Source organism: Sphingomonas sp. J344 (assembly GCF_024700005.1).
GTDB lineage: Bacteria > Pseudomonadota > Alphaproteobacteria > Sphingomonadales > Sphingomonadaceae > Sphingomonas.
Genome location: NZ_JAJONB010000001.1, coordinates 1,680,658 through 1,705,369, shown reverse-complemented (window position 1 = coordinate 1,705,369; position 24,712 = coordinate 1,680,658). Strand labels below are relative to the sequence as shown.

Below are 24,712 nucleotides of genomic sequence, written 5' to 3'. Positions count from 1 at the left end.
GGAAGGAATATGTCGCGATGTCCGGAGCCTGTCAACATTCACTATCACGAGTGTGAATATCTTTTCGGGTCATGGATTTGCGGCAATGGGGGACGGTCGCGCGATGGAAATCAGGCTTCGAGCGCGAGCAGCGCGAAGCTGGCGAGCCAGTGGCTGCCCATGTAGTCGTCCTCCAGATGCGGCAGGCTGGCGGCGAGATGGCGGTCGGCGGCGGCGCGCATCGTCGGGATGTGCGCATGCGAGTCGGGCAATGCCGCAGCAATCCCGCGATACGCCCAGGCACGGCTGAGGTTGAGACCGTCGAGATGCGCGATCTTGCCGTCGCTGCGATCCGACACATGCGCCGGTGTCAGCAGATGGTCGCCGATCGCGGGCAGATAGGCGGCGAACCACGCGGCAAATGCGACCGGATCGAGCACACGGCTCATCAGCAATGCGATCGACAGCGTCGGCGACAGAAACTCGTCGCCGCCGGGCTCGAACGTCCGGCAATCCCGCAGCGACCCGAACCAGTCGCGGCTCCGCTGGTCGATCAGCACCAGCAGCGCGCCGTCGTGCTCCAGCGCCCAGTCACGCGCCAGCGTCAGTGCGAACGCCGTGTTGAAATGCGTGCCGACATAGAGCGGGTAGGTCAGCTTGGGCAGGAACCCCATGAACCGCTCCGCGAACGCGCGCGCCAGCGGCTCCAGCGCCGCCGCCCACGGGGCGTCGTGCCGCGCGAGCTCGCCATGCAGCGCGAGCAGCCAGCCCCAGCCATAGGGCCGCTCGAACGCCGCCGCATAGGGCCGCGAGAGATAGGCAAGCTCGACCGCGACCTTGTCCGGCACCAGCATCGCATCGGCCCGCGCGCGCGCCGCTGCCGCCTCGGGCAGGTCGGGGAAGCGCCGAGCGATCCGCATCACCTGCCACCAGCCATGCACGCAGCTGTGCCAGTCGAAGCTGCCGTGAAAGATCGGGTGGAAGGCGACCGGCGGGCGCGCATCCTCTGGCCCGTTCAGCACATGGTCCATCTTGTACGGCCATTGCTGGCCGAGGTGCGACAAGGTGGTGCGGGCGAACCGCGCGGCGAGTTCGGGGGTGAGGGTGCTCATCAAAAGCCCAGCCACCAGATGAACAGGATATTGACCCCCAGCAGCGGCAGCGCCGTCGCCACCTGCGCCTTGATTACGCCATTGCGGTCCTTCAGCTCGAGCAGCGCGGCGGGGACCAGATTGAAGTTCGCCGCCATCGGCGTCATCAGCGTCCCGCAAAAGCCAGCCAGCATCCCGATCGCCCCGATCACCGCCGGGTCGCCGTTGTACTGAACGATCAACAACGGCACGCCGATCGCCGCCGCCATCACAGGAAAAGCGGCGAAAGCGTTGCCCATGATCATCGTGAACAACGCCATCCCGACGCCGAACACCACGACGGTCAGGAACACGCTACCCCCAGGTATCATCGCGCGCGTAAGGTCGCCGATCACCGTGCCAACCCCGGCCGCAGCAAACACCACGCCGAGCGCGGCGAGCATCTGTGGCAGCACTGCCGCCCAGCCGATCGAGTCGATCAGCCGCCGCCCCTCCTGAAGCGGGGCGAGCGCGGGCGGGCGCAACCACACGAACAGCACCAGGATGGCGCCCAGCACGCCGAGACCGAGGAGCACATAGGTCTCGCGCTTCGCTTCGATCAGGCCGGAGGTGCCGAGCGGGGTGTAATTGTAAAGCAACGTCCCGAACAGCGCGACGGCGGGGATGATCAGCGCGGGGAGGAACAGCCGGTTGCCGAGCCTCGCGCTGAACGCTTCACGCTCGGCGTCGCTGGTCGTCGCCGGCTCGCCGCGCCCGATCGCGCCGAACCCGGCTAGCCCCGCCAACCCCAGCACCAGCAGCCCGTTGCCAAGGTCGCCGAGATACGATCCGGCGAGCAGGCTCAGCGCCATCAGGCCCCAGAAGGCGGCGTTGCCGAACCGCTTCGTATTGCGCCGGTCGCGCGCGCTCAGCACCGCAAAGGCGGCGAACATCAGACCGGCAAGGACGTAGAGCCAGTTAAGGGTGATCATGTGCGCCCCCTCCCCAACCGTCGGTCGAGCAGCAGCAGCCGCGCGGCATGGATGACGAACGCGGCGATCGCGGTCGGGATCGCCCAGACGGCAAGCTCCAGCGGGGCGAGCAATATGCCATAGGTCGACAGCGTCGCCTGAATCAGCACGATCGATCCGATCGCGAAGAAGATGTCCTCGCCAAAGAACAGCCCGACATTGTCCGTAGCGGCGGCATTGGCCTTGACCGTTTCCGCCTCATCCTCGGTCAGCGCGCCATGCTGCTGCTCGGCGGCGGCCAGCGCCATCGGAGCAACGAGCGGTCGCACCGTCTGGGGATGCCCTGCCGTCGAATGGAGCCCGATCGCCGCCGTGATCTGGCGATAGAGGAGGTAAAGGATCAGCAGCCGGCCGGCGGTCGCGCGGCGGAACCCGCCGATCACCGCGCGCGCCCGCTGCTGAAGGCCATAGCGTTCGAGCAGACCGATCACCGGCAGCACGATCCATACGATCGCGATGATGCGGTTGTCGTTGAACGCCTTGCCGAACGCCGAGATCACCTCGACCGGCCCCATCCCGGCAAGCAGACCGGTGACCAGCGCCGAGGCGGTGACAACCAGCATCGGGTTGAGGCGCAGCGCAAAGCCAGCAACGACGACCAGGATGCCGAGCAGGGGGAGGTAACTCATGCGCCATAGCCTCCGCCGCCAGGCGTTTCGATCACGAACACATCGCCTGCGCCGACCTCGACCGAGGCGGTCGCGCCGAACCGCTCGACGGTGCCGTCCGCACGCTCGACATGGTTCGCGCCGGTCGCTCCGTCCCTGCCGCCCGCCAGCCCGAACGGCGGCACGCGGCGGCGGTTGGCGAGGATGCCTGCGTGCATCGGCTCAAGAAAACGGACCCGGCGCGCCGCACCATCGCCGCCCCGCCACTGACCATTGCCGCCCGACCCGCGCCGGATCGAGAATTCCTCGAGCCGCACGGGGAAGCGCGTTTCGAGGATCTCTGGGTCGGTCAGGCGGCTGTTGGTCATGTGCGTCTGTACCGCCGCGGTCCCGTCGAACCCCGGACCGGCACCGGAGCCGCCCGCGATCGTCTCATAATATTGGTGGCGCTCGTTGCCGAAGGTGAAGTTGTTCATCGTCCCTTGCGCCCCCGCCATTGCGCCCAAAGCGCCGAACAGCGCGTCTGTCACCACCTGGCTGGTCTCGACGTTGCCCGCGACCACCGCGGCGGGAAAGCGCGGATTGAGCATCGACCCTCCCGGCACGCGGATCGTCACCGGGCGCAGACAGCCGTCGTTGAGCGGTATCGGCTCATCGACCAGACAGCGGATGACATAGAGCACCGCCGCGCGGACGACCGACAGCGGCGCGTTGAAATTGTCGGGCAGCTGGTCGCTAGTCCCGGTGAAATCAAAGCTCAGCGTGGCGGCATCGCGATCGACCTCTACGGCGACCGCCACCACGGAACCGTTGTCGAGTTCGTAGCGGAAGGTGCCGTCGGACAGCCCGCCGATGAGCCGTCGCACCGCCGCTTCGGCATGATCCTGGACATGGCCCATATAGGCGCGGACCACCGCCACCCCCTGTTCGTCGCACAGTCGCTGGAGTTCGGAAGCGCCGCGCGCGCACGCCGCTACCTGAGCTGCAAGGTCGGCGAGATTCTGGTCGATATTGCGGGCCGGCCATTTTCCCGATGCGAACAAGTCGCGGGTTTGCGCTTCACGCAGCACAGAATTTTCGACCAGCAGGAAATTGTCGATGACGACTCCTTCCTCCGCGATGTCCACACTGTCCGGTGGCATGGATCCGGGGCTGATCCCGCCGATATCGGCATGGTGCCCGCGCGCCGCGATGAAGAAGTCGGGTGCGTCCCCCGACCCGACGAACACCGGCTGGATCACGGTGATGTCGGGCAGATGCGTCCCGCCATTATAGGGTGCGTTGAGGGCGTAGACGTCGCCGCGCCGGATGCCGCGCCCGTCGGCACTGCGCCGGTCGATCACGGTGCGGATGCTCTCGCCCATCGACCCCAGATGCACCGGGATATGCGGCGCATTGGCGATGAGGTTGCCCGCGCCGTCGAACAGCGCGCAGGAGAAATCGAGCCGCTCGCGGATATTGACCGATGTCGCGCTGTGGCGGAGCGCCGCGCCCATTTCCTCGGCGATCGCCATGAACAGCCCGGCGAAGATCTCCAGCCGCACCGGATCGGCGCTGGTGTCGCTGCGTTGCGCGCGTGCGGTGGCTCCGCTTCGGGTCAGCAGGATGCTGCCCTCGGCATCGATCGTTGCGGTCCAGCCGGGTTCGATCACGCTGGTCGCGACATCGTCGATGACCAGCGCGGGACCGCTCACCTGCGCCCCGGCGGGCAGCGCATCGCGGCGGAAGACGGGTGCGTCGTGCCAGTCGCCGGCAGTGTAGAGCCGCACCTGCGCGTGAGGCTTCGCCGCACGGGCGGGCGGAGCGGGGAGCGACGGCGCAGCGCGGGCGGGCTCGATTGCCTCGACACTCAGCATCTCGACCGTCAGTTCGCCGCGCGGGGCATAGCCGAAGCGCTCGCGGAACTGCTCGGCGAAGGCGGCTTGCATCGTCTCCCCCGCACCGAACGGCACCGCGATCAGATTGTCGGAGCCGGGCAGCCGCAGATGCGCGAGCGTTTCAACGGTGACGCCTCCCGCCACCCCCTGCGCGGCCAGTGCCGCGCACGCCTCATCGGCAAGAGCAATCTGCGCCGTCGCCAGCCTGTCAGCGTCGACGAGCGGCAGCGCCACGGTCCGCTCGCGGATCGCGCGCTGGCGGGCCAGGCCGATGCCATAGGCCGAGAGCACCCCGGCGAGCGGGTGGATCAGGACGGTCTCGATCCCCAGCGCATCGGCGACCAGACACGCATGCTGCCCGCCCGCGCCACCAAAGCACGACAGGGCGAAGCGCGTCACATCCTGCCCGCGCGCGATCGAGATCGACTTGATCGCATTGGCCATGTTGGCGACCGCGATGGCGACGAATCCTTCGGCCGCCGCCTCAGGCGTCATGCCCGCAGCCGCCGCCTCCGCCGCCAGCCGCGCGTGCGCCGACTCTGGATCGGGCGGCAGATCGCCGTCAGGACCAAAGGCGGCGGGAAAGAAACCGGGCTGGAGCTTGCCCAGCGCGAAGTTGCAGTCCGTGACCGTCAACGGCCCGCCACGCCGATAAGAGGCCGGACCCGGCACCGCCCCCGCCGATTCCGGGCCGACGCGCAGCCGGCCGTCCTCGAACCGGCAGATCGACCCGCCGCCCGCCGCGACGGTGTGAATGCGCAGCATCGGAGCGCGGATGCGCGCGCCCGCGACGATCGTCTCGCTGTCGCGCTCATAGCGGCCGGCAAACAAGGACACATCGGTCGAGGTGCCGCCCATGTCGAAACCGACCACGCGATCGAACCCGGCGGCGCGCGCAGTTTCCGCCATGCCGACGATGCCGCCGGCGGGGCCGGACAGGATCGCGTCCTTTCCGGAAATCGCCCCGCCCGGGGCAAGCCCGCCGCTCGACTGCATGAACAGCGGCGCATTGTCCGCGCCCAGCGCGGCGTCGAGACCGGCGACGTAGCGGCGCAGCACGGGCGACAGATAGGCGTCGGCGACACAGGTATCGCCGCGGGGGGACCAGCTTGATGAGAGGTGCCACGGCGTGGCTCGCAGAAATCTGGGTAAAGCCGATCTGTACCGCCAGCTGCGCCAGCGCCACCTCATGCGCGGGATAGCGAAAGCCGTGCACCAGCACGATCGCCACCGCGCGCAACCCAGACTCGAACGCCGCCGTCAGATCGCGCCGCGCCGCGTCGAGGTCGAGCGCGCGCACCACCGCTCCATCCGCGCCGACCCGCTCGTCAATTTCGACCGTCGCGGCGTCCAATGACGGCGCGCGCTCGATCCGCCGCGCGAAGATGTGCGGCCGGTCCTGGGTGCCGATCACCAGCGCGTCGCCGAAGCCGCGCGTGATCGCCAGGCACACCGGCTCGCCCTTGCGCTCGAGCAGCGCGTTGGTCGCGATGGTGGTGCCGATCCGCACCTGCATCGGCGGCAGCGCCCCCGATGCGACACCCGTTACGCGCCGGATCGCGGCAATCGCCGCGTCGTCATAGTGACCGGGATTTTCCGATAGCAGCTTCAGCGTCGTCAGTGTTCCGTCGGGCGCACGCGCAACCATATCGGTGAAGGTGCCACCGCGATCGATCGCGAATTCCCAACACCCCGATCCGCTCACCCCGGCCCCCCGTTACACCTCGCAGCACCCGTGGATACGCGGCTGGCCAAATCAGACAAGATGGCGATTGGATTACCCGGTCGCCGTTTCGCCCGACCCGGCGTTGCCACTTGCGGCACGTTTCAGCCGGTCGCAAAGCCATGACAGGCCCCGGTCGCTGCTGCGCGCGCTGTGAAACTGCATCATTTCGCGCATCACCGGCAGCGGGAAGGGCGATTCCTGGACGATCAGCCCCAGTTGCGGCGCCAGTTCGCGTGCGAGCCGTTCGTGCATCAGCGCGAGGCGGGTCGTCCCGGGCAGGATCCACGGCACCTGCGAAAAGGCAGCACAGACAATTTCCACACGACGCTGTTCGCCCTGACCGCGCAGATAATTGTCGATGAACGTGCCATCGCGCGACACGCTGGTCGCCACATGCCCGCTGGCGAAATAGGTCTCTGCATCCAGCCGTCGGTGCATCACGGGGTTGGTCGAGCAACCGACCACGACATGCCGTTCCTCGAACAGCAATTCGCGCGGGTGATGCGGACTGAGAAACTGTTCGGGCGAAATGAGCAAGTCGATCTCGCCGTCGTCGAGCTGTTCGAGAATGTCGGAGCGCGGCAGCGTAATCTCGATCCGGATGTGCGGTGCTTCCCTGTGCAGCATGCGCAGTGCCGGGCCGAGTAGAACGGTGGTGATATAATCCGACCCGACAATGCGGAACGTGCGCTGCGACTGGGCAGGATCGAACCGCATACCGCTCGCAAGGATCGCGCGCATGTTCAGCAGTGCTGCGGCCACGTCGGGCGCCAGCGACAGAGCGGCAGCGGTCGGCACCATCCGCTTGCCGTGCTGCACCAGAATTTCGTCGGCGAACGATTCGCGCAACCGCTTGAGCGCCGCGCTCATCGCCGATTGGGTAAGGTTGAGCCGCTCCGCCGCACGCGTGACGCTGCGTTCCTCGATCAGGACGTCGAATGCAATCAACAGGTTGAGATCGAATTGATCGAGCCGCATCCATCAATTCCATTTGTGCTAAACGATAGAAACAAATCGTTATGATAAATGATCGGCTTTGACCATCCTCAATGCAGAGGCGCGCTCGGCGAAGCGGCGCCCATGGGAGGATTGTCTGATGAAAAAATTGCTTCTCGCGGGGACCGCGATCCTCGTCGCCCATGCTGCTCCTGCGCTGGCGCAGGATGCGCCCGCCGCCCCCGAAGCCGCGCAGGCGACCGAGGAAGGCGAGGGTCTTCAGGACATCGTCATCACCGCGCAGCGCCGTTCGGAATCGCTCCAGCGCGCCGCCGTCGCGGTGACCGCAGTGACCGGCGACGACCTCGCCCAATCGGGCATCACCGAAACCGCCAACCTCGGCAAGCTGGTCCCCTCGCTCGTCGTCCAGCCGACCGGCGGCACGACCAGCTTCTTCCTGCGCGGCGTCGGCACCAATTCGCAGAACTCGTTCTCGGAAAACGCCGTCGCGTTCAACTTCAACGGCGTCTATGTCGGCCGCCCGACGGCACCCGCCGGCGTGTTCTACGACCTCGAACGCGTCGAGGTGGTCAAGGGGCCGCAGGGCACGCTCTATGGCCGCAACGCTACCGGCGGCGCGATCAACGTGCTCCCCAAAAAGCCGATCCTCGGCAAGTTCGGCGGCGAAGCGCTGCTCGAATATGGCAATTACGACAGCAAGAAGGGCTTCCTCGCGCTCAACGTGCCGCTGGGCGACAAGGTCGCGCTGCGCGTCGCGGGGCAGGTGGTCGATCGGGACGGATATATCTCCGACGGCTATGACGACGACAAGGGCGAGGCGGTGCGCGCGTCGCTGTTGATCGAGCCGTCCGACCGCTGGTCGATGACCCTGGTCGCCGACTATTACAACCAGCATGGCAAGGGATCGGGCGCGGTGCTGTTGCCCGAGGCGCGCTACACCGTTCCGGCGCTCGAGGATCGCGTCAGCGTGTCGGACCCGCGCGCGCACGCCGCGATCCGTCAGCTGGCGTCGACCATCTCCGCCCCGCCCTTCTGCGGCGGCATGGGCAATTTCGTGAACAGCGGCTGCGTGGCGCTGGCCGGGACTGACGGCTTCCTCGACAACCAGTTCATCGGCGTCAGCGCGACCGTGGTCGGCGACCTTGGCTTCGGCACCTTGACGGTCCTCCCCGCATGGCGGCGTTCGGACGTCAATTTCCGCACCTATCTGCCCGGCTTTGCCGGCGACATCACCGATCTGGCCGAGCAGACCTCGGTCGAGGTGCGGCTGGCGTCGAATGAGGACGGGCGGCTGCGCTACGTCGTCGGCGGCTTCTATTTCGGCGAAAATCAGAACACTCTGAACTTCTTCCGCCAGGGCAATATCTCGACCACGCGCTTTACCCCGCGCCTCAATACCGAGAGCGTCGCGGCGTTCGGACAGCTGACCTTCGACCTCAGCGACAAGCTGCGCCTTGTCGCGGGTGGCCGCTTCACGCGCGAGGACAAGAAACAGCTCACCTCGACCGCGTCGGGCGGCCTGCCCGGCCCGGTGCTGCCCCCGCTGAGCGCGCCGTTCACCGGCAGCCTGAGCTTCGAGAAATTCACCTGGAAGGCGGGGGTCGAGTTCGACGCGGGTCCGGCGTCGTTGGTCTATGCCAATGTCGCGACCGGCTTCAAGGCGGGCGGTTTCTTCGTCGCGCAGCCGCCGAACAACACGTTCCGCCCGGAAACGCTGACCGCCTATACCTTCGGCGCGAAGAACCGTTTCATGGACAACAAGCTGCAGCTGAATTTCGAGGCATTCTACTGGGACTACAAGGACCAACAGATTACCTATGTCGGCGGCGTGCCGACCGGGACCGGCGTGTTCGCGCAGGGGTCGATCACGGTCAATGCCGGCAAGTCGCACATCTATGGCGCCGAATTCGAGGCGCGCTTTGCGCCGACCCGCAACGACCTGTTCAACCTCAACGTCCAGTATCTCAAGGGCAAGTATGACAGCCTGCAGACGGCGAATTTCTCGCCGACGGGCGCGCCGGTGACCACGGGCTGCACCACGCTGGGCAGCCGTGCGGCCAATCCGGGGGTCAACAACGCGCGCTTCTATGACATCGACTGTTCGGGCAAGCCGACGGTCAACTCGCCCGAATGGGCGATCAATGTCGGGTACGAGCGGACGTTCGAGCTGACCGGCGACCTCGATTTCGTCGCGGGTGCGCGGGCGAATATCGAGAGCAGCCGCTTCATGAACTCGAACTACCGCCCTGAAGAAAAGCAGGACGGGTTCGTGATGGCCGACGCGTTCGTCACACTGCGCAGCCAGCAGGGGTGGAGCGTCACCGGCTTCGTCAACAATCTGACCGATGAGGTCGTGCTGGCGCGCGCGGGTACCCGGCCGATCCTCGACTTCCCGGTCGGCACGCTGCGCCCGCCGCGCACCTATGGCGTCCGCGTCGGGTTCGACTTCTGATGCGCGCGTCGCTTCTGGGACTGGTGGTTGCGGCGGTGCTCGCGGCGGTGCCCGCGTCCGCACAGCAGGCGCCGCCCCAGGGCGATGCGTTCATCACGCTCGGCACAATGGGCGGACCGGTGGCGAGCCGCGACCGCTCGCAGCCCGCCAATGCGCTGGTGCATGACGGGCGCGTCTATCTGGTCGATGCCGGGGATGGCGCGGTCCAGCAGCTGACCAAGGCTGGCTATCAGCTGCCCCGCGTGCGCGCGGTGTTCCTGAGCCACCTGCACACCGATCATACCGGCGGCCTGTCGGCGGTGCTGGGGCTGCGCAACCAGACCAATGTCGCGGAGAAGCTGACCGTCTATGGCCCGCCGGGCACGCGCGAGTTGGTCGCGGGAATGGTCGCGTCGATGCAGCCTGCCGCGCGGGTCGGCTATGGCATTCCGGGCCAGCCCTGGGCGCCGCCCGCCGACACGGTGATTGTGATCGAGCTGAACGACGGCGACAAGATGACGGTGGACGGCATGACCGTCACTGCGGCGCAGAACAGCCATTACGATTTCCCGCCCGGCAGCGTCGAGGACCGCAACTACAAGTCGCTGTCGCTGCGCTTCGACCTGCCCGGCCGGTCGATCGTCTATACCGGCGACACCGGGCCGAGCGCGGCCGTGGAACGGCTAGCCAAGGGCGCGGACCTGCTGGTCAGCGAGATGATCGACATGGCCGCGACAATGGCGACGGTCGCGCGCAATTCGCCGAACATGCCGCCCCCGCCAAGCAGAAGCTCGAACAGCATCTGTCCACCCATCACCTGACGCCCGAAGCGGTCGGCGATCTTGCCGCGCGCGCCGGGGTGAAGGCGGTGGTCATCACCCATTTCGCGGGCGGCACCCCCGACCCCGTCCGCACCCGGGGCTATATCGCGCAGGTCCGTGCCCGCTTTGCCGGGCCGATTACGCTGGCCAACGATCTCGACCGATTCTGAGAGAACAAACATGCAATCCGGCAACATCCTCGTCATCGGCGGCGGCATTGGCGGCCTGACCACCGCCATCGCGTTGCGCGCCAAGGGCTTTGACGTCACGGTGATCGAGCGCGATCCCGACTGGTCGGTCTATGGCGTCGGCATCATCCAGCAATCGAACGTGATCCGCGCGATGGCGCAGCTGGGGCTGATCGACGAATATGTCGCGTCGGGCGTCGGGTTCGATGCGGTCGAGATCTACACGCCGACGGGGGTAAAGGTCGCGCGCGTCCCCACCCCGCGACTGGTCGACGGCTATCCGGCCAATATGGGGATCGCCCGCCCGGCGCTGCACAAGATCCTCGGCGACAGCACGATCGCCAGCGGGGCCAAGGTGCTGCTGGGGGTGACCGCGACCGAGTTGAGCGACGATGGCGCGGGCGTCGATGTGACACTGTCCAATGGCGAGAGCGCGCGCTTCGACCTCGTGGTCGGCGCGGACGGCGTCTATTCGCAGACGCGCGCGGCGCTGTTCCCCGACCTGACCGGGCCGCAATTCACCGGGCAAGCGGTGTGGCGCTACAACCTGCCCCGCCCCGCCGATCTCGACGCGCTGCACGTCTATAACGGGCCGACCGGCGTCGGGCTGGTGCCGGTGTCGGAAAGCCTGATGTACATCTATGTCACCACGCCCGAGCCCGATAACCCGCGCTACCCGCGTGAGGGGCTGGCCGCAGTGATGCGCTCGAAAATGGCGAATTGCGCGCCGTACATCCGCGAGCTGTCGGAGCTGGTCACCGATGATGATGGCGTCGTCTATCGCCCGCTCGAAGGCATGCTGGTCGAGGGCGCGTGGCATCGCGGGCGGATCGCGCTGTTGGGCGATGCGGTGCATGCGACCACCCCGCATCTGGGCCAGGGTGCGGGGATGGCGATCGAGGACAGCCTGGTGCTGGCCGAGGAGCTGGCGCGCCACGACGACATCGAGACAGCGCTGACCGCCTATCGCGCGCGCCGGTTCGAGCGCTGCGCCTATATCGTCCGCTCCAGCCTCGCCATCTGCATGGGCCAGCTCGGCAAGGGGCCGCCGGTGGACAATGCCAAGGCAACGCACGAAATGTTCGAAGTCGTGGCAAAGCCAATTTGAGGATCGTCCGATGACCCAGCAAGCGACGACCCGGCATGGCGTGATCCTGATGCTCACCGCGGTGATGCCGACCATGGCGATCATAGCGCTGGTGCCGGTGCTGCCGCTGCTGATGCGCGAGTTCGCCGATGTGCCGGGCGCGGCGGTGCTGGTGCCGATGGCGCTGACGATTCCCGCTTTGTGCGTCGCGCTGTTTTCCCCGGTCGCCGGCTGGCTGTCGGACAAGCTCGGCCGCAAGCGGCTGCTGATTGCGGCGCTGGTCGGTTATGCGGGGTTCGGCCTGCTGCCCTTGCTGCTCGATGATCTGCGCATGATCCTTGGCGCGCGCGTCGCGCTGGGGGTGACCGAGGCGATCATCATGACCGTCGCGACCGCGCTGGTCGGCGATTACTTCACCGGCGAGCGGCGCGAAAAATGGGTGTCGATCCAGATCGCCACCGCGAGCGTCAGCGCGATCGTCCTGATCGCGGCGGGCGGCGCGCTGGGTGAGGCTTTGGGGTCGCGCGGGCCGTTCTGGCTGTATCTGCTGGCGCTGCCCGTGGCGCTTGCCGCTGCCCTGATCCTGTTCGAACCGGCGAAGACTGCCGCGAGCGCGCCCGCAGCTGCGGGCAAGGCGCAGGGCATCGCGATGCTGGTCGCGATCACCTTTGGCATCGGCATGCTGTTCTACACGCTGATCGTCCAGCTCGGGCCGGTGATCGAAGCGACGGGGGTCACCTCCCCCGCCACGATCGGGCTGGCCGGAGCCGCCGCCAATCTCGGCGTGATGGCCGGGTCGATGCTGTTCGGGCGGCTCAAGGGCTGGTCGGGGCAGACCTTGCTGTCGATCGGCCTTCCTCTGGTCGCGCTCGGCTATGTCGGCATTGCATTGTCCACGAGCTTCGCGCTGACCGCCGCCTGTGCGGTCGTGATCTCGATCGGCAACGGGCTGATGCTGCCGACGATGCTCGCCTGGGTTCTCCGCCGCCTTCCGCCGGAGACGCGCGGGCGCGGGACGGGTGTGTGGACCGGGTCCTTCTTCCTCGCCCAGTTCGTCGCGCCGATCGTCGCGGTGGCGCTGTCGGGGGGTGCTCGGCGGCCTGTCGGGCGTCTTTCTTTTCTACGCGGCTGCGGCGGCGATCGGCGCGGGCGTCGCGCTGCTGCGTCGCAGTCCGGCAACTCAAGGAGCATGAAATGACCAAGCCAGTACGTCGCGTCGTCACCGGCCACGATGCCAGCGGCCGCGCGATCATCCAGGAGGATGGCGCCGCCCCGCGTGTGCAGCAGATCGGCGGGCCGTCGGGGCCGATGTTCCACGAAATCTGGAACACCCAGTCGACTCCGGTGCTGATCGACGCCGCTTCGGGCGAGCCGCATGAGGACGGCATCAAGCTCGCCCCGCCCAAGGGCGGCACCCGCATCCGCGTGCTCGACATCCCGCCCGAGAGCGACGAGATCCGCACCATGTCACCCGAAGAGGCGCAGGCGCATTTCGCCGAAATCGGCGCGGGCGATGCGTCGGCGCATCATGGCGAAGGCAGCCGCCACGCGCTGATGCACCGCACCGAGACGATCGATTACGGCATCGTGCTGGAGGGTGAACTGGTCCTGATCATGGACGAGGGCGAGACCACCGTGCGCGCGGGCGACATCGTGATCCAGCGCGGCACCAACCATGGCTGGTCCAACCGCTCCAACGCCAATTGCCGGATCGCCTTCATCCTGATCGACGGCGAATTCGCGCCCGAGCTGAAGTAATGCGGCTGGCGATCACCGGCGCGGCGGGGTTCGTCGGCCGGTCGGTCGTGCGGCAGCTTGCTGCGCAACATCCGGGGGTCGACCTGCTGCTCGCCGACCGCGAGGTGGCGGGGTTCGACGGGCATGAAACGCTTGAAGGCGACCTGACCGACCCGACGGTGATCGCCGCGCTGACCGCCAAGCGGGTCGATGCGGTGCTCCACCTCGCGGCCCTGCCCGGCGGTGCTGCGGAGCATGATCCCGCCGCGTCGCGCGCGGTCAATCTCGACATGCCGCTCGCGCTGATCGAGGCGATGCGCGGGCGGCGGCTGGTCATCGCCGGGTCGATCGCGGTGTTCGGCGGCGTGCTGCCCGATCCGGTGGACGAGGCGACAGTGCCGACGCCGACCAGCGTCTATGGCACGCACAAGCGCATGGTCGAGCTGGCCTTTGGCGACGCGGTGCGGCGCGGGGCCGTGACCGGCTTCGCGCTGCGCCTGCCCGGCATCGTCGCGCGACCGGCTGCGGCCGGTGGTTTCGGCTCGGCATTTCTGAGCGGCATGTTTCATTCCGCTCTGGCAGGGAAGGTGCTGCGGGTGCCAGTCGCGCCCGATGCGACCAGCTGGCTGATGTCGGTGCGCTGCTGCGCCGCCAACCTGGTTGCGGCGGCACTGGGCGAGCGGACCGAACAGACGGCGGTGACGCTGCCCGCGCTGCGCGTGACAGTCGGCAATCTTGTCGCAGAGCTTGGGCGCCACGGCGACGTATCGGGGATCCGGTTTGAAGAGGTTCCCGCGACCCGCGCGACCTTCGGCAGCTACCCGCAGCTCGTAACGCCGCGCGCCGACGCGCTCGGGTTCCGGCATGACGGCAATCTGACGAAGTTGGTGGAGACGGTGATTGGCGACCTCTGACCCCCTGGCCGCCTTTCGCCTCGACGGACGCACCGCGCTGGTCACCGGGCCGGTACGTGGGATCGGACTGGCGATCGCGCACCTGTTCGCCGGAGCCGGAGCGCGGCTGGTGCTGGCCGATCTGGATGCCGCGGCGTGCGATGCGTTGGCGGTGGAGCTAGGCGGCATCTCCATCCCCACCGATGTCGGCGATGCCGCCGCGCTCGACCGGCTCGCGCAGCAGGCCGAGGCCCGGACCGACGGCATCGACATTCTTGTCTGCAACGCCGGGATCGCGGGACAGGCGTCGCCAATGCACGCGATGACCGAGGACGCGCGCGAGCGGCTCTATGCGATCAACCTGCTCCACCCTCTGCGCCTCACCAGCCGCATCGCCCCGGCGATGGCGGCGCGCGGGCGGGGCAGTATCGTGCTGCTGTCGAGCATCGCCGGGCTGCGCGGCAATGCGATGCTGGGGCATTACGGGATGACCAAGGCGGCGCTGGCGCAGCTCGCGCGCAACCTGGCGGTCGAATGGGGGCCGTCGGGGGTGCGCGCCAACGCCATTGCGCCGGGGCTGATCGAGACCGACTGGGCGGGCGCGATCCTGTCGAGCCCGGAGCGCGCCGCGCGGCGGCTGGGCATGACCCCGCTGCGTCGCGCCGGATCACCGGACGAGGTCGCGGCGACCGCGCTCTACCTCGCCAGCGACGCGGGCGGGTTCACCACCGGTCAAACCGTCGTGGTCGATGGCGGGACGCTGATTTCGGACGGGAGTTAGGTGCCAATCCCCCCCTCCCTGAAAGGGAGGGGGCGGGGGTGGGTGCGCGCGTCTGCGCGCCGAAGAGACTCCAACAGACAGCGCGAAAAAAAGCGGCCAGCGAGGCATCGAGCCTCGCTGGCCGCTAAACCCACCCCTGCCCCTCCCTTTCAGGGAGGGGAGTTCACAGGATCGGAGCTACCCCTTCACCACCCGCTGATCGATCGCGCCGAACGGTGATGCGCCCTCCCCCGCCCGCATCGACACACGGCTGCCGAACGACAGGAACGGCGTCTGCGGTGCGCCGTGAGCGATCATCTCGATCGCGCGGCGTTCGGACATGCAGGTCGATCCGACCGTCTCATGCTCCGCGTTCGACACCGTGCCCGATCCGATGATCGTGCCGGCGGGCAGCGAGCGGGTCCGTGCGGCGTGCGCGATCAGCTCGTGGAAACCATAGCCCATCGCAGCGCCATTGGGGTTGCCGAACCACTTGCCATCGACCTCGACCGTCAGCGGCAGATGGACGCGACCGTCGCGCCAGGCATCGCCCAGCGCGTCGGGCGTCACCGCGAACGGCGCGACGCTGCATGCGGGCTTGGCCTGCACCCAGCCAAAGCCGGTCTTCATCTCGGGGATCGCAATCGCGCGCAGCGACCAATCGTTGATCAGCACCACCAGCCGGACATGAGCCAGCGCGTCGGCGGCGCTGCACCCGATCGGCACATCGCCGGTGATGACGCCGAACTCTCCCTCGAAATCGATGCCATCGGCTTCGCTGGGCAGCGGCACGTCGGCGGTCGGCGCGATGAACTGATGGCTCATCCCCTGATACATCAGCGGCAGATCGGTCTCGATCGGCGCATGGCCGAACGCGAGCTGCATCAGCGCGCCGTGATTGGCAAAGGCCGACCCGTCGAGCCACTGCCACGCGCGCGGCAGCGGCGCGGCGAAATCGTCCGGCTGGACCGCCTCGCCGCTCTCCGCCGTTTCAGCCGCAGTGGCCAGCGCGCCCTGGGCCGCATCCCAATCGTCGAGCGCGGCCTGAAGCGTCGCATAGCCCGCGACCGGCGCGACGCGCGCACCGTCGCGGCTAACCGCCACCAACGTCCCGTCGCGCCCGCCGCGCCGCAATGTCGCGAGGCGCATCAGGACAGCTTTCCGCCGAGCGTCTCGGCAAACCAGTCGGCGATATAGTCGCGGCCAAAGCTCATATTGTCGGCCCCGACATGCTCGACCCCGCCTTCGCGCTCGGTGAACAGCTTGAGTTCGCGGCGCGGCGAGTTGACCAGCTGGTCGTAGCAATCCTGCGCATAATCGACGCTGATCTGCCGGTCCTTGGCGCCATGGGTGACGAGGAAGGGGACGCGCACCCCGCCCATATGGCCGTTGAGGTTCATATCCTCCGCCTTGGCGAGGAAGTCGTCCATGTCCTTGGCGCCGAACGCCCAAATCACGTGCGCCCAGTAATGCGGGACCGGATTCTCGCCTTCGCGCTTCAGCCGCTTCTGCTGTACCTCGGCCCAATTGTGGTTCGCGCCCCAGCATGCGCCGCTGGCGAAACGCGGTTCATAGGCGACGGCGCGCGGCGCGAAATGGCCGCCGAGCGAGATGCCGGTCATGCCGATGCGCTTGGGGTCGACGTCGGGCTGGGTTTCGAGCCAGTCGATCGCCTTGCTCGCCCAGTTTTCGCTGTGCGGATCGACGGGGGAGGTTCTGCAGGCGCAGCGCTTCACCGGTGCCCGGCTGATCGACGCACAGGGTCGAGATGCCACGCTTGGCCAGCGCCTCGGGCAGGCGGGACCAGTAGAGCAGCTCCTTGCAGCTATCGAGACCGTTGCAGTAGACCACCACCGGATGCGGCCCCGGCCCCTCGGCGCGGGTGCAGAGCGCGGGCATGGTGCCGGTGGTCAGCGGGATTTCCACACGCTCGCGGTTGATCGAACCCAGCCGGGTCGAGCGCGCAAAGGTGTCGAGCGCGCGCGCATAGGTTTCGGCGCGGCCGGGATGGCCATGGCCCTGCATCCGCTCGGCGACGAGCAAATAGAGCGACGCACGTTCCAGCTTGTCGGAGGCGGAGAAGCCGCGCCCCGCGGCCTCATCCTCGTCCGCCAGGCCGATCAGCTTGTCGCCCATCTCGACCCATTTGGCCATGAATTGCGGCGTGCCGGCATCCGAACCCGACGCGGCGGCGTCGCGGATCGGCTGGCACATATCGACGATCTCGCCGATCCGCCCGCCGCTCTCCAGCGCGATGGCGACCGACAGGTTCCAGATATAGTTCGGGAAATATTCGAAGAGTGCCATCGATCAGACCTCCGCCGCCTGGAACAGGCCCGCATCGGGCTCGGGATGCGGCATGGTCTGCGGGCCGCCGACGCCGACGCCCCATTGGTCCATGATCTGCGGTCCCGGGACGTGCACCTTGTCGACATGATTCTCGAAATCGACCTCTTCCAGCTCCGAAGTATATTCGACCGCAAAGCCGCTCGGCGTGGTGAAATAGCTGAAGGTGTTGTTGCCCGCCGTATGCCGCCCCGGGCCCCAGCGGATATCGGTGCCCTTCTTCCGCAGGCGGCTGATCCCGCGCATCATGTCGTCCACGGTCAGCATGTCATAGGCGACATGGTTGAGGCAGGCCGGCCCGGGCAGGATCGCGATACGGTGATGCGCGCTGTTGCAGCGCAGGAAGCACATGAAGTCGCCCAGCCAGTCGCTGACGCGGAAGCCGAGCACGTCGACAAAGAATTTCACCATCGCCTGATGGTCGGGCGAGTGGAGCACGATATGGCTGATCTTCTGCGGCACGCCGTCCCAGCGCTGCATCTCGCGGCTCGATCCGCGCGCGACATCGCTCGAAATCTCGAACGGCAGGCCATCGGGGAGAAGAAGCGGAAGCCATAGCCGCCGCCCGGCGCAGTCAGATCGCGCGGGGCATGGATGATCCGGCAGCCGGCCGCTGCAACCTTGGCGTGCAGCGCATCGACATCGGCGCGACTTTCCGCCGCCAGCGCGATCACATCGATCCGCTTGGTATCCGCCGCGCGCAGCCGGACGACATGATGCTCGTCGTGCCCCTGTGCCTTGAAATAGACCATGCCATCGTCCGACGGGACCGCCTCCAGCCCCCAGACATCGGCGTAAAAGGCGCGCTCTTCCTCCAGCGCCGTGACGGCATATCCGACATAGCGGATCTCGCTTACCTTGCTCATGCATCCTGCTCCAATCGTGGTTGTCCCCGCCCTAGCGGCATCGATCTTCATTGAAAAAGTGATTGTTTTTATCCATTAGCATTCATGCAAAAAATGGATGGCCGATGCGCTTCAAGGGACTGGACCTCAACCTGATCGTCGCGTTCGAGGCGCTGATGAGCGACCGCAGCGTGTCGCGCGCGGCGGAGCGGCTTAACCTCAGCCAGCCGGCGATGAGCAACGCGCTGGCCCGGCTGCGCAGCTATTTCGGCGACGAGCTGCTGATCGCGCGCAACAAGCGCATGTATCCCACCCCCTTCGCCGAGACACTGCTGCCGCAGGTGCGACAGGCGCTGGAGACGATGGAGGGGGTGATTGCCACCTCGCGCCATTTCGATCCCGCGACGACCAACCGGACGTTCCGGATCATGACATCGGATTACATCGCGACGTCGATCCTGTTCCCGATCGTCACCCGCCTGTCCGCGACCGCGCCCGGCGTGCGGATCGAACTGCTGCTGCCCAGCCCGCGCCGGATCGAACTGCTCGAAAGCGGCGGGATCGACCTGCTCATCACGCTGCGCGAATATCTGACCCCCGAACTGCCGTCGGAGCCGCTGTTCGAGGACGCCTATCACCTCGTTGGGCGTGCGGGCCACCCGGCACTCGGCGGCGAGACCACGCTGGCGGCGATGCTGGCCTATGACCATGTCCATGTCGCGATCGGCGACGAGCGACTGCCAAGCTTCGGCGACGCCTTTCTCGACCGCATGGGCATCCAGCGCCGCATCGCGATGATCGCGCCCAATTTCGGCATGCTGCCGTGGCTGTTGCAGGATACGGACTGGCTGGCGCTGATCCAGGGACGGCTGGCGGCGCAGATGGCGCGCAACTTTCCGCTGGTGGCCGTGGCACCCCCGCTGCCGATCCCGCCCTTGGTCGAGATGGCGCAATATCATGTTACGCGCAGCAACGATCCGGGCCTGCGCTGGCTGATCGACCTGATCCGCGACTCGACGCGCTGATGTGCAGGTCGACCGGCGCGACGCGCGTCCAGACTGCCGCTGACCGCTCCCTCAGGGAGCCGGGCGGGTTGCTTTTAGTCGGAAGCGCGCGCCACCCGCGAACCAATGCGTTGAATTCATCCGGCTTTTCGGCGGGCGCCATGTGCCCCGCACCGTCCAGCACATGAAACTGCGCGCCGGCGATGCCCGCCGCAATCTCGCGATGTTGGGCAGGCGGTGACCATCGGTCCTCGGCCCCGACGACCACGCTGACCGGACAGGTCAGTGCCTGCAGCACCAGGCCGGTTTCAGGGCGGTGCAACAGTGCCTCGGTCTGCGCCTCGAACACCTTCTGCCCGGCACGCCGGCACATGGCGCGCAACGCATCCATCAGCACCGGGTCGCCGCGTGCCGCATCACCCACCATCGGGGGAAGCCAGGCATCGACCAGCCGGTCGAAGCCTTCGCGGCGACCGAGATCGCGCAAGGCATAGCGGTTTTCCATCTCTCCCGGACGGACGCCATGGACGCCCGTATCGGCAAGCATCAATCGGGTAACGCGATCGGGTTCCCGCGCGACGATTTCGAGCGCGACCCGCGCGCCCATCGAATGACCGATCAAGGCGAACCGGTCGGGCGCAGCGGCTAGAACGTGCGCCGCCATCTGATCGATCCGGTCGGCGCCGCCATAGTGATCATCGATCACGTGCGATCGCGGAACCTGCTTCAACGTTTCCACGAACATGGCCGCGTCGCACATCAACCCCGGCAAGATCAGCACGTCCTCGTCCACGCATTCCCCCTGACCGTTTCGCCGGGACTGCGCCTAGGCCCATTCGGGTCGCCGCGCCAGATGACGAGCCCGAGCAGGCGGCGCGCATTCACCCCGGGACAAAGCGCCGACCTGCGACGAATGCGATTGCGCACAGCCGGCCAGACTGCCTAGTGCTGCCAAGGTCGAGCCGCTCGGGCGGGACATCTGCTCGCCCCCAATTGCTCTGCGGAGTCACTGTGAGCCTCAGCCTCTCCACTTTCTTTGCGTTGGCGCTGGTTCTCCTGATGTTTGCCGTCGCGGCGTTGGTCGAGCGCAAGTCGGACGTCGTGCGCCCGCATCTGCGTCGCCGTGCCTACACGCTCGCGCTGGGCGTCTATTGCACCAGCTGGACCTTTTACGGCGCGGTCGGCAGCGCGGTGCGTGACGGGTGGAGCTATCTGCCGATCTATGCCGCGCCGATCCTGTTGCTGCTGGTCGCGCCGCGCCTGCTCAGACGTCTGGCTTACTCGGTCGCGGAGGAGCGGGCGACGACCGTGTCGGACTTTATCGCCGCACGGTTTCGCCACGACATCGTCGTCGCCCGGCTGGTGACCACCATCGCCCTGTTCGGAACGATTCCGTACATTGCGCTGCAACTCCGCTCGATCGGGGCCGCCTTTTCGATCGTGTCGGGTGCGGATGTCGCCACCCAGACGATGCTGGTCGCGGCGCCGGTGCTCGCGCTGTTTGCGGCGCTGTTCGGCGCGCGCAAGTTCGAACTCGCCGGACGCAGCGAAGGGCTGCTCTATGCGATCGCGCTCGAATCGGTCATCAAGCTTGTCGCCCTTCTGCTCGTCGCCGGGATCGCGGTGGCGGTGATCGCCAATAGCGATTCGGCAACGCTGAGCCGTGGGCTGGAGCGGTTCCAGCAGAGCTTTAGCACCGATCGAATCTCGATCGAAGTCGCGGTGATCTTCCTGATCGCGATGCCGGCGATCATCGTCCTGCCCCGCCAATTCTATATGGGCCTGGTCGAGGCGCGGCAGCCCGACGATTTCGTCCACGCCCGCTTTGGCCTGGCTTCCTATCTGGCGGTCATGGCGCTGGTTGTCTTGCCGATCGCGCTGGCCGGGGTGATCTCGCTGCAACCCGATGTCCCGGTCGACTGGTACGTCCTCGAACTGCCCGCCGAGCAGGGCCAATATTGGGTGGTGATCGCCGCCCTGCTGGGCGGGGTGAGCGCGGCTGCGTCGATGGCGATCGTCGATTCGACCGCGCTGGCGACGATGGTCTCGAACGACCTGCTGTTTCCGACACTGGTGCGGCGGCGCGGCCTCGCCTCCGCCGCCGCATCGGGCGCGATGGGTGAGCGGATGCTGACGCTCCGCCGCCTCACGATCCTCGCGATCATGGCGCTTGGCCTCGGATGGGCGCTACTGGTCTCGTCGCAGGATTCGCTTGCCTCGATCGGGCTGATCGCCTTTGCCGCGATGGCGCAATTCGTGCCGCATCTGATGCTCGCCGCGACCGGGAAGGATCGCGACCCGCTAGCCGCGCGGGCGAGCCTGGCGACCGGGTTCCTGCTGTGGCTCTACACGCTGGCGTTGCCGCCGGTGCTGCCCGCGTACTGGATTGCAGGACTGACGGGTGGACTGGCTGACCCGGTCAACCTTCTTGGTATCGGCTCCGCCTCTCCGCTGACGCATGGCGTGATCTGGAGCGTCGGCGCCAATCTCCTCGTCTATGCGGCAGTGGCAGCACGCGGCATCCATGCGCCACAATTGCCCCGCCTGTTCGGAGCCGAGCGCGCAATCAGCAACCAGCGCGACCTTATCGCACTGACCGGTAGCTTTGTCGGCCATGAGCGCGCGGATCGCGCCTTTGACGACATGGACCCGATGGCACCGGTCGATCGGCGATCGGCGCGCCGTGCGCGCGCGCTGATTGCGCAGGTGGTCGGCGCTTCCTCCGCACGCGCGCTCGTCGCGTCGGCGCTCGCCGGCAACCGCATGAGCCTCCAGGATGTCGCACGGCTGCTCGACGAAGGCGGGGCCAGCCTGCAATTCTCGCGCAAGCTGCTCGCATCGACGTTCGAGAATATCGATGCCGGGATCAGCGTTGTCGACGCCGACCTGAACCTGGTCGCGTGGAACAGCCGCTATCTCGAGCTGTTCGATTATCCGTCCGACATGGTCTATGTCGGCGCACCGGTCGCCGACCTGATCCGCCACAATGCCCGCCATGGCGATTTCGGACCGGGCGAGATCGACTATCATGTCGAGAAGCGGCTGGATCACCTGCGCAACGGTCAGCCGCACAGCTTCGAGCGCCGCCGTCACGACGGCAAGACGATCAAGACCGTTGGCGGCCCGATGCCGGGCGGCGGCTATGTCATGTCGTTCACCGATATTAGCGCCGAAGCACGCGCGCAGGCCGAATTGCGCACGACGCTGGAGGAGCTGGAGCGCAGGGTCGATCAGCGCACCAGCGAGTTGAGCGCCGCCAACCAGCGGCTCGCGCTGGCGGACCGCGACAAGACGCGCTTCCTGGCGGCGGCCAGCCATGACCTGCTTCAGCCGCTTCACGCCGCGCGATTGTTTACCGGCGCGCTCGCCCGGGACGTGTCACCGACGCAACAGGGCCTGGTGGGACAGATCGAAGGCTCGCTGCTGGCAGCCGAGGACCTGCTGCGCTCGCTGCTCGATATCAGCCGACTCGACGCGGGTGGGGTCACGCCAGAGCCGGTCGCGATCGCGCTTGCTCCCTTCTTGTCGGATCTGCTCGCGAATCTCCGTCCGACGGCGGCGGCGCAGGGATTGCGTCTGGACGCCGTCGCGTTGCGCGGCGCGGTGCGGTGCGACGTCGGGCTGCTCCGATCGGTGTTGCAGAACATTGTCGGCAACGCACTGCGCTATACTCCTGCGGGCGGCGTGCTGGTCGGGGTGCGCCGCCGTGGCGGCGACTGGCGCATCGATATCGTCGATACCGGGGTCGGCCTGGAGGAAGCGCAGATCCCCCTGATCTTCGCCGAGTTCACCCGGCTGGGCATGGTCGAGGCGGAGGGGCTCGGGCTGGGCCTGGCGCTGGTGCGACGGATCCTGCCGCTGATCGGCGGCCGGCTGGACGTCCGGTCGCGCCCGGGTCGCGGCAGCCGGTTCATTCTGACCCTGCCTGCCGCCGACGGCGTCCCGGCGCATGACCCGGCAGCGGTAACGGAGCCTGACGGGCCGTCGCGTGCGCTCACCGTCCTTGTCGTCGATGACGATTCCCGCATCGTCGCGGCCAGCCTCGCGCTGCTCGCGGCATTGGGCCATCGTGGCATGGGTGCGCGCGACGCGAACGAAGCGCTCGAGATGGTGGAGCGCGCAGACGCTGCGCTGGTCGATTATCAGCTTGGCGACGCACAAACCGGTCTGGCCCTCATCCCGGCCTTGCGCGCGCGCCGGTCGGGACTACCGATTCTGTTGGTTACCGCAGAGTCCGGCGCGGAACTGTGCGCCCGGGCTTAGCGTTGGGCGTCGAGATGCTCGCCAAGCCCGCGACCCCCGACGCGATCGATGCGTTCCTGCGCGGCGCCTCAGTCGCGCGAATCGATCCCGAGTGAGCGCGCCACCAGCGCCGCCTGGGTCCGCGTTCGCACGTCCAGCTTGCGCATGATCGCTGTCATGTGAACCTTCACCGTCGCCTCGCTGATATCGAGGCGGTGGGCGATCTGTTTGTTCAATTGTCCATCGAGCACCGCGAGCAAAACCTTGAGCTGCATCGGAGTGAAACCGGCAACCGTCCTGCGGACCTGATCTGCCGGCTGGACACCGGGCGGTTGTTCGACCGGTGCGACATGGTTGAGCGCGCGAGCGATCGCATCCTCGATCGTGGCGAGGTCGCACCCTTTGTGAAGATAGCCGACCGCGCCAAACGCGCGCGCCTCCCCCCGCCGCTTCGGCTCCGGCACTCGATACGACCAGAATCGGAACATCGGGGCATTCGGCGTGCAGCAACGCAATACCCGAATAGCCGACCGCGCCGGGCATTTTGAGGTCGAGCAGGATCAGGCGCAGCTCCTGCGTCGATGCGGCGGCCGCGGCAGCGGTCGCCAGCGTGCCGGCCTCGACGATGCGCGCGCCCGGCATGATCCGCTCGATCGCCAGCTTCAGCGCCTGGCGGAACAGCGGGTGATCGTCCGCGATCAGGACCGACCCGCTCACGACAGAATCGCCAAGTGAAGCATGGAGCCGTCCAAGCGCTGAATTCCGATAGGCACTCTCGTCAACACTCCCCCGGTCGCGGACTCCGGGTCCGACCCCGAAGTCGAACACTTATCAGCCAGCCATTCGGTCGCAATGGGGACGTGACGACACGGACGCCAAGGTGCCCGCGAGCATTGCCGTTCAGGACTGCGGGCAAATCGCACGCCCGTGAAAGAGAGACGAATGGCGGAGCGGGAGGCTGCCAAATTTTTCTGAATCTAAAGAGAAATTATGTCTTTCAAGTGTTTCGTCATAATATTGGCCATAAAGCCGGCTTCGGACTCGTCATGAATAGAAAACGCCACAACCACGACAGCGGAGGAGGAGGTGCGGGCCGCAAATGCGCGCCAT

At 67.2% G+C, this 24,712-nt stretch carries 16 protein-coding genes and 4 pseudogenes; 10 read left to right on the top strand and 10 right to left on the bottom strand.

What is annotated here, in order from left to right; all coding sequences use genetic code 11:
* Positions 1-110: 110 nt before the first annotated feature.
* From LRS12_RS08705 to LRS12_RS08685, 5 genes and pseudogenes are all read right to left on the bottom strand, one after another.
* A complete protein-coding gene (locus LRS12_RS08705) occupies positions 111-1,091 on the bottom strand; it encodes a DUF2891 domain-containing protein (RefSeq protein ID WP_257844238.1) in 981 nt (326 codons plus the stop codon).
* The gene (locus tag LRS12_RS08700; protein WP_257844237.1) at positions 1,091-2,041 is read right to left on the bottom strand and encodes a DUF979 domain-containing protein; all 951 of its coding nucleotides are present in this window, start codon (positions 2,039-2,041) and stop codon (positions 1,091-1,093) included. The genes LRS12_RS08705 and LRS12_RS08700 overlap by 1 nt, the downstream gene beginning before the upstream one ends.
* Positions 2,038-2,709: a DUF969 domain-containing protein gene (locus LRS12_RS08695; RefSeq protein WP_257844236.1), complete on the bottom strand. Its 672-nt coding sequence runs from the start codon at positions 2,707-2,709 to the stop codon at positions 2,038-2,040. The genes LRS12_RS08700 and LRS12_RS08695 overlap by 4 nt, the downstream gene beginning before the upstream one ends.
* Positions 2,706-6,213: pseudogene (locus LRS12_RS08690) on the bottom strand (hydantoinase B/oxoprolinase family protein). The gene LRS12_RS08695 and the pseudogene LRS12_RS08690 overlap by 4 nt, the downstream one beginning before the upstream one ends.
* 129 nt (positions 6,214-6,342) lie before the next feature.
* Positions 6,343-7,269, bottom strand: a complete 927-nt coding sequence (locus LRS12_RS08685; protein WP_257844234.1) for a LysR family transcriptional regulator — start codon at positions 7,267-7,269, stop codon at positions 6,343-6,345.
* A gap of 118 nt (positions 7,270-7,387) precedes the next feature.
* Between LRS12_RS08685 and LRS12_RS08680 the strand changes: the two genes are divergently transcribed.
* The 8 genes from LRS12_RS08680 to LRS12_RS08645 are packed head-to-tail and all read left to right on the top strand — an operon-like array spanning position 7,388 to position 15,186.
* The gene (locus LRS12_RS08680; RefSeq protein WP_257844232.1) at positions 7,388-9,700 is read left to right on the top strand and encodes a TonB-dependent receptor; all 2,313 of its coding nucleotides are present in this window, start codon (positions 7,388-7,390) and stop codon (positions 9,698-9,700) included.
* The gene (locus tag LRS12_RS08675; RefSeq protein ID WP_257844230.1) at positions 9,700-10,500 is read left to right on the top strand and encodes an MBL fold metallo-hydrolase; all 801 of its coding nucleotides are present in this window, start codon (positions 9,700-9,702) and stop codon (positions 10,498-10,500) included. Before LRS12_RS08680 ends, LRS12_RS08675 begins: the two co-directional genes overlap by 1 nt.
* A gap of 38 nt (positions 10,501-10,538) precedes the next feature.
* Positions 10,539-10,670: a hypothetical protein gene (locus LRS12_RS08670; RefSeq protein ID WP_257844228.1), complete on the top strand. Its 132-nt coding sequence runs from the start codon at positions 10,539-10,541 to the stop codon at positions 10,668-10,670.
* 10 nt (positions 10,671-10,680) lie between these two features.
* Entirely contained in the window at positions 10,681-11,796 is a 1,116-nt protein-coding gene (locus LRS12_RS08665) for an FAD-dependent oxidoreductase (protein ID WP_257844226.1), read from the top strand.
* Between the two features lie 10 nt (positions 11,797-11,806).
* Positions 11,807-12,973: an MFS transporter gene (locus LRS12_RS08660; RefSeq protein WP_257844224.1), complete on the top strand. Its 1,167-nt coding sequence runs from the start codon at positions 11,807-11,809 to the stop codon at positions 12,971-12,973.
* The gene (locus LRS12_RS08655) at positions 12,970-13,533 is read left to right on the top strand and encodes a cupin domain-containing protein (protein ID WP_257844223.1); all 564 of its coding nucleotides are present in this window, start codon (positions 12,970-12,972) and stop codon (positions 13,531-13,533) included. The genes LRS12_RS08660 and LRS12_RS08655 overlap by 4 nt, the downstream gene beginning before the upstream one ends.
* Entirely contained in the window at positions 13,533-14,426 is an 894-nt protein-coding gene (locus LRS12_RS08650; RefSeq protein ID WP_257844222.1) for an NAD-dependent epimerase/dehydratase family protein, read from the top strand. The genes LRS12_RS08655 and LRS12_RS08650 overlap by 1 nt, the downstream gene beginning before the upstream one ends.
* Positions 14,413-15,186, top strand: a complete 774-nt coding sequence (locus LRS12_RS08645; RefSeq protein ID WP_257844220.1) for an SDR family NAD(P)-dependent oxidoreductase — start codon at positions 14,413-14,415, stop codon at positions 15,184-15,186. Before LRS12_RS08650 ends, LRS12_RS08645 begins: the two co-directional genes overlap by 14 nt.
* Positions 15,187-15,363: 177 nt before the next feature.
* Here LRS12_RS08645 and LRS12_RS08640 read toward each other — a convergent pair whose 3' ends face one another.
* The 3 genes and pseudogenes from LRS12_RS08640 to LRS12_RS08630 all read right to left on the bottom strand — a co-directional run bounded on the left by LRS12_RS08640 (position 15,364) and on the right by LRS12_RS08630 (position 18,377).
* Complete coding sequence (locus LRS12_RS08640) at positions 15,364-16,314, bottom strand: fumarylacetoacetate hydrolase family protein (protein ID WP_257844219.1); 951 nt, start codon at positions 16,312-16,314, stop codon at positions 15,364-15,366.
* Positions 16,314-17,472 (bottom strand): annotated as a pseudogene (locus tag LRS12_RS08635) (alpha/beta hydrolase family protein). The gene LRS12_RS08640 and the pseudogene LRS12_RS08635 overlap by 1 nt, the downstream one beginning before the upstream one ends.
* A gap of 3 nt (positions 17,473-17,475) precedes the next feature.
* Positions 17,476-18,377 (bottom strand): annotated as a pseudogene (locus tag LRS12_RS08630) (VOC family protein).
* 104 nt (positions 18,378-18,481) lie between these two features.
* On the opposite strand from LRS12_RS08630, the gene LRS12_RS08625 reads away from it, so the two are divergent.
* Positions 18,482-19,381 (top strand): LysR family transcriptional regulator, encoded by a 900-nt coding sequence (locus tag LRS12_RS08625; RefSeq protein WP_257844218.1) that lies wholly within the window; start codon positions 18,482-18,484, stop codon positions 19,379-19,381.
* Here LRS12_RS08625 and LRS12_RS08620 read toward each other — a convergent pair.
* A complete protein-coding gene (locus LRS12_RS08620; protein ID WP_257844217.1) occupies positions 19,317-20,153 on the bottom strand; it encodes an alpha/beta fold hydrolase in 837 nt (278 codons plus the stop codon). The two genes, LRS12_RS08625 and LRS12_RS08620, sit on opposite strands and share 65 nt — an antisense overlap.
* 218 nt (positions 20,154-20,371) lie before the next feature.
* On the opposite strand from LRS12_RS08620, the gene LRS12_RS08615 reads away from it, so the two are divergent.
* Positions 20,372-23,623: a PAS-domain containing protein gene (locus LRS12_RS08615; protein WP_308222992.1), complete on the top strand. Its 3,252-nt coding sequence runs from the start codon at positions 20,372-20,374 to the stop codon at positions 23,621-23,623.
* A gap of 68 nt (positions 23,624-23,691) precedes the next feature.
* Here LRS12_RS08615 and LRS12_RS08610 read toward each other — a convergent pair.
* Positions 23,692-24,319 (bottom strand): annotated as a pseudogene (locus tag LRS12_RS08610) (response regulator).
* Between the last annotated feature and the right edge of the window lie 393 nt (positions 24,320-24,712).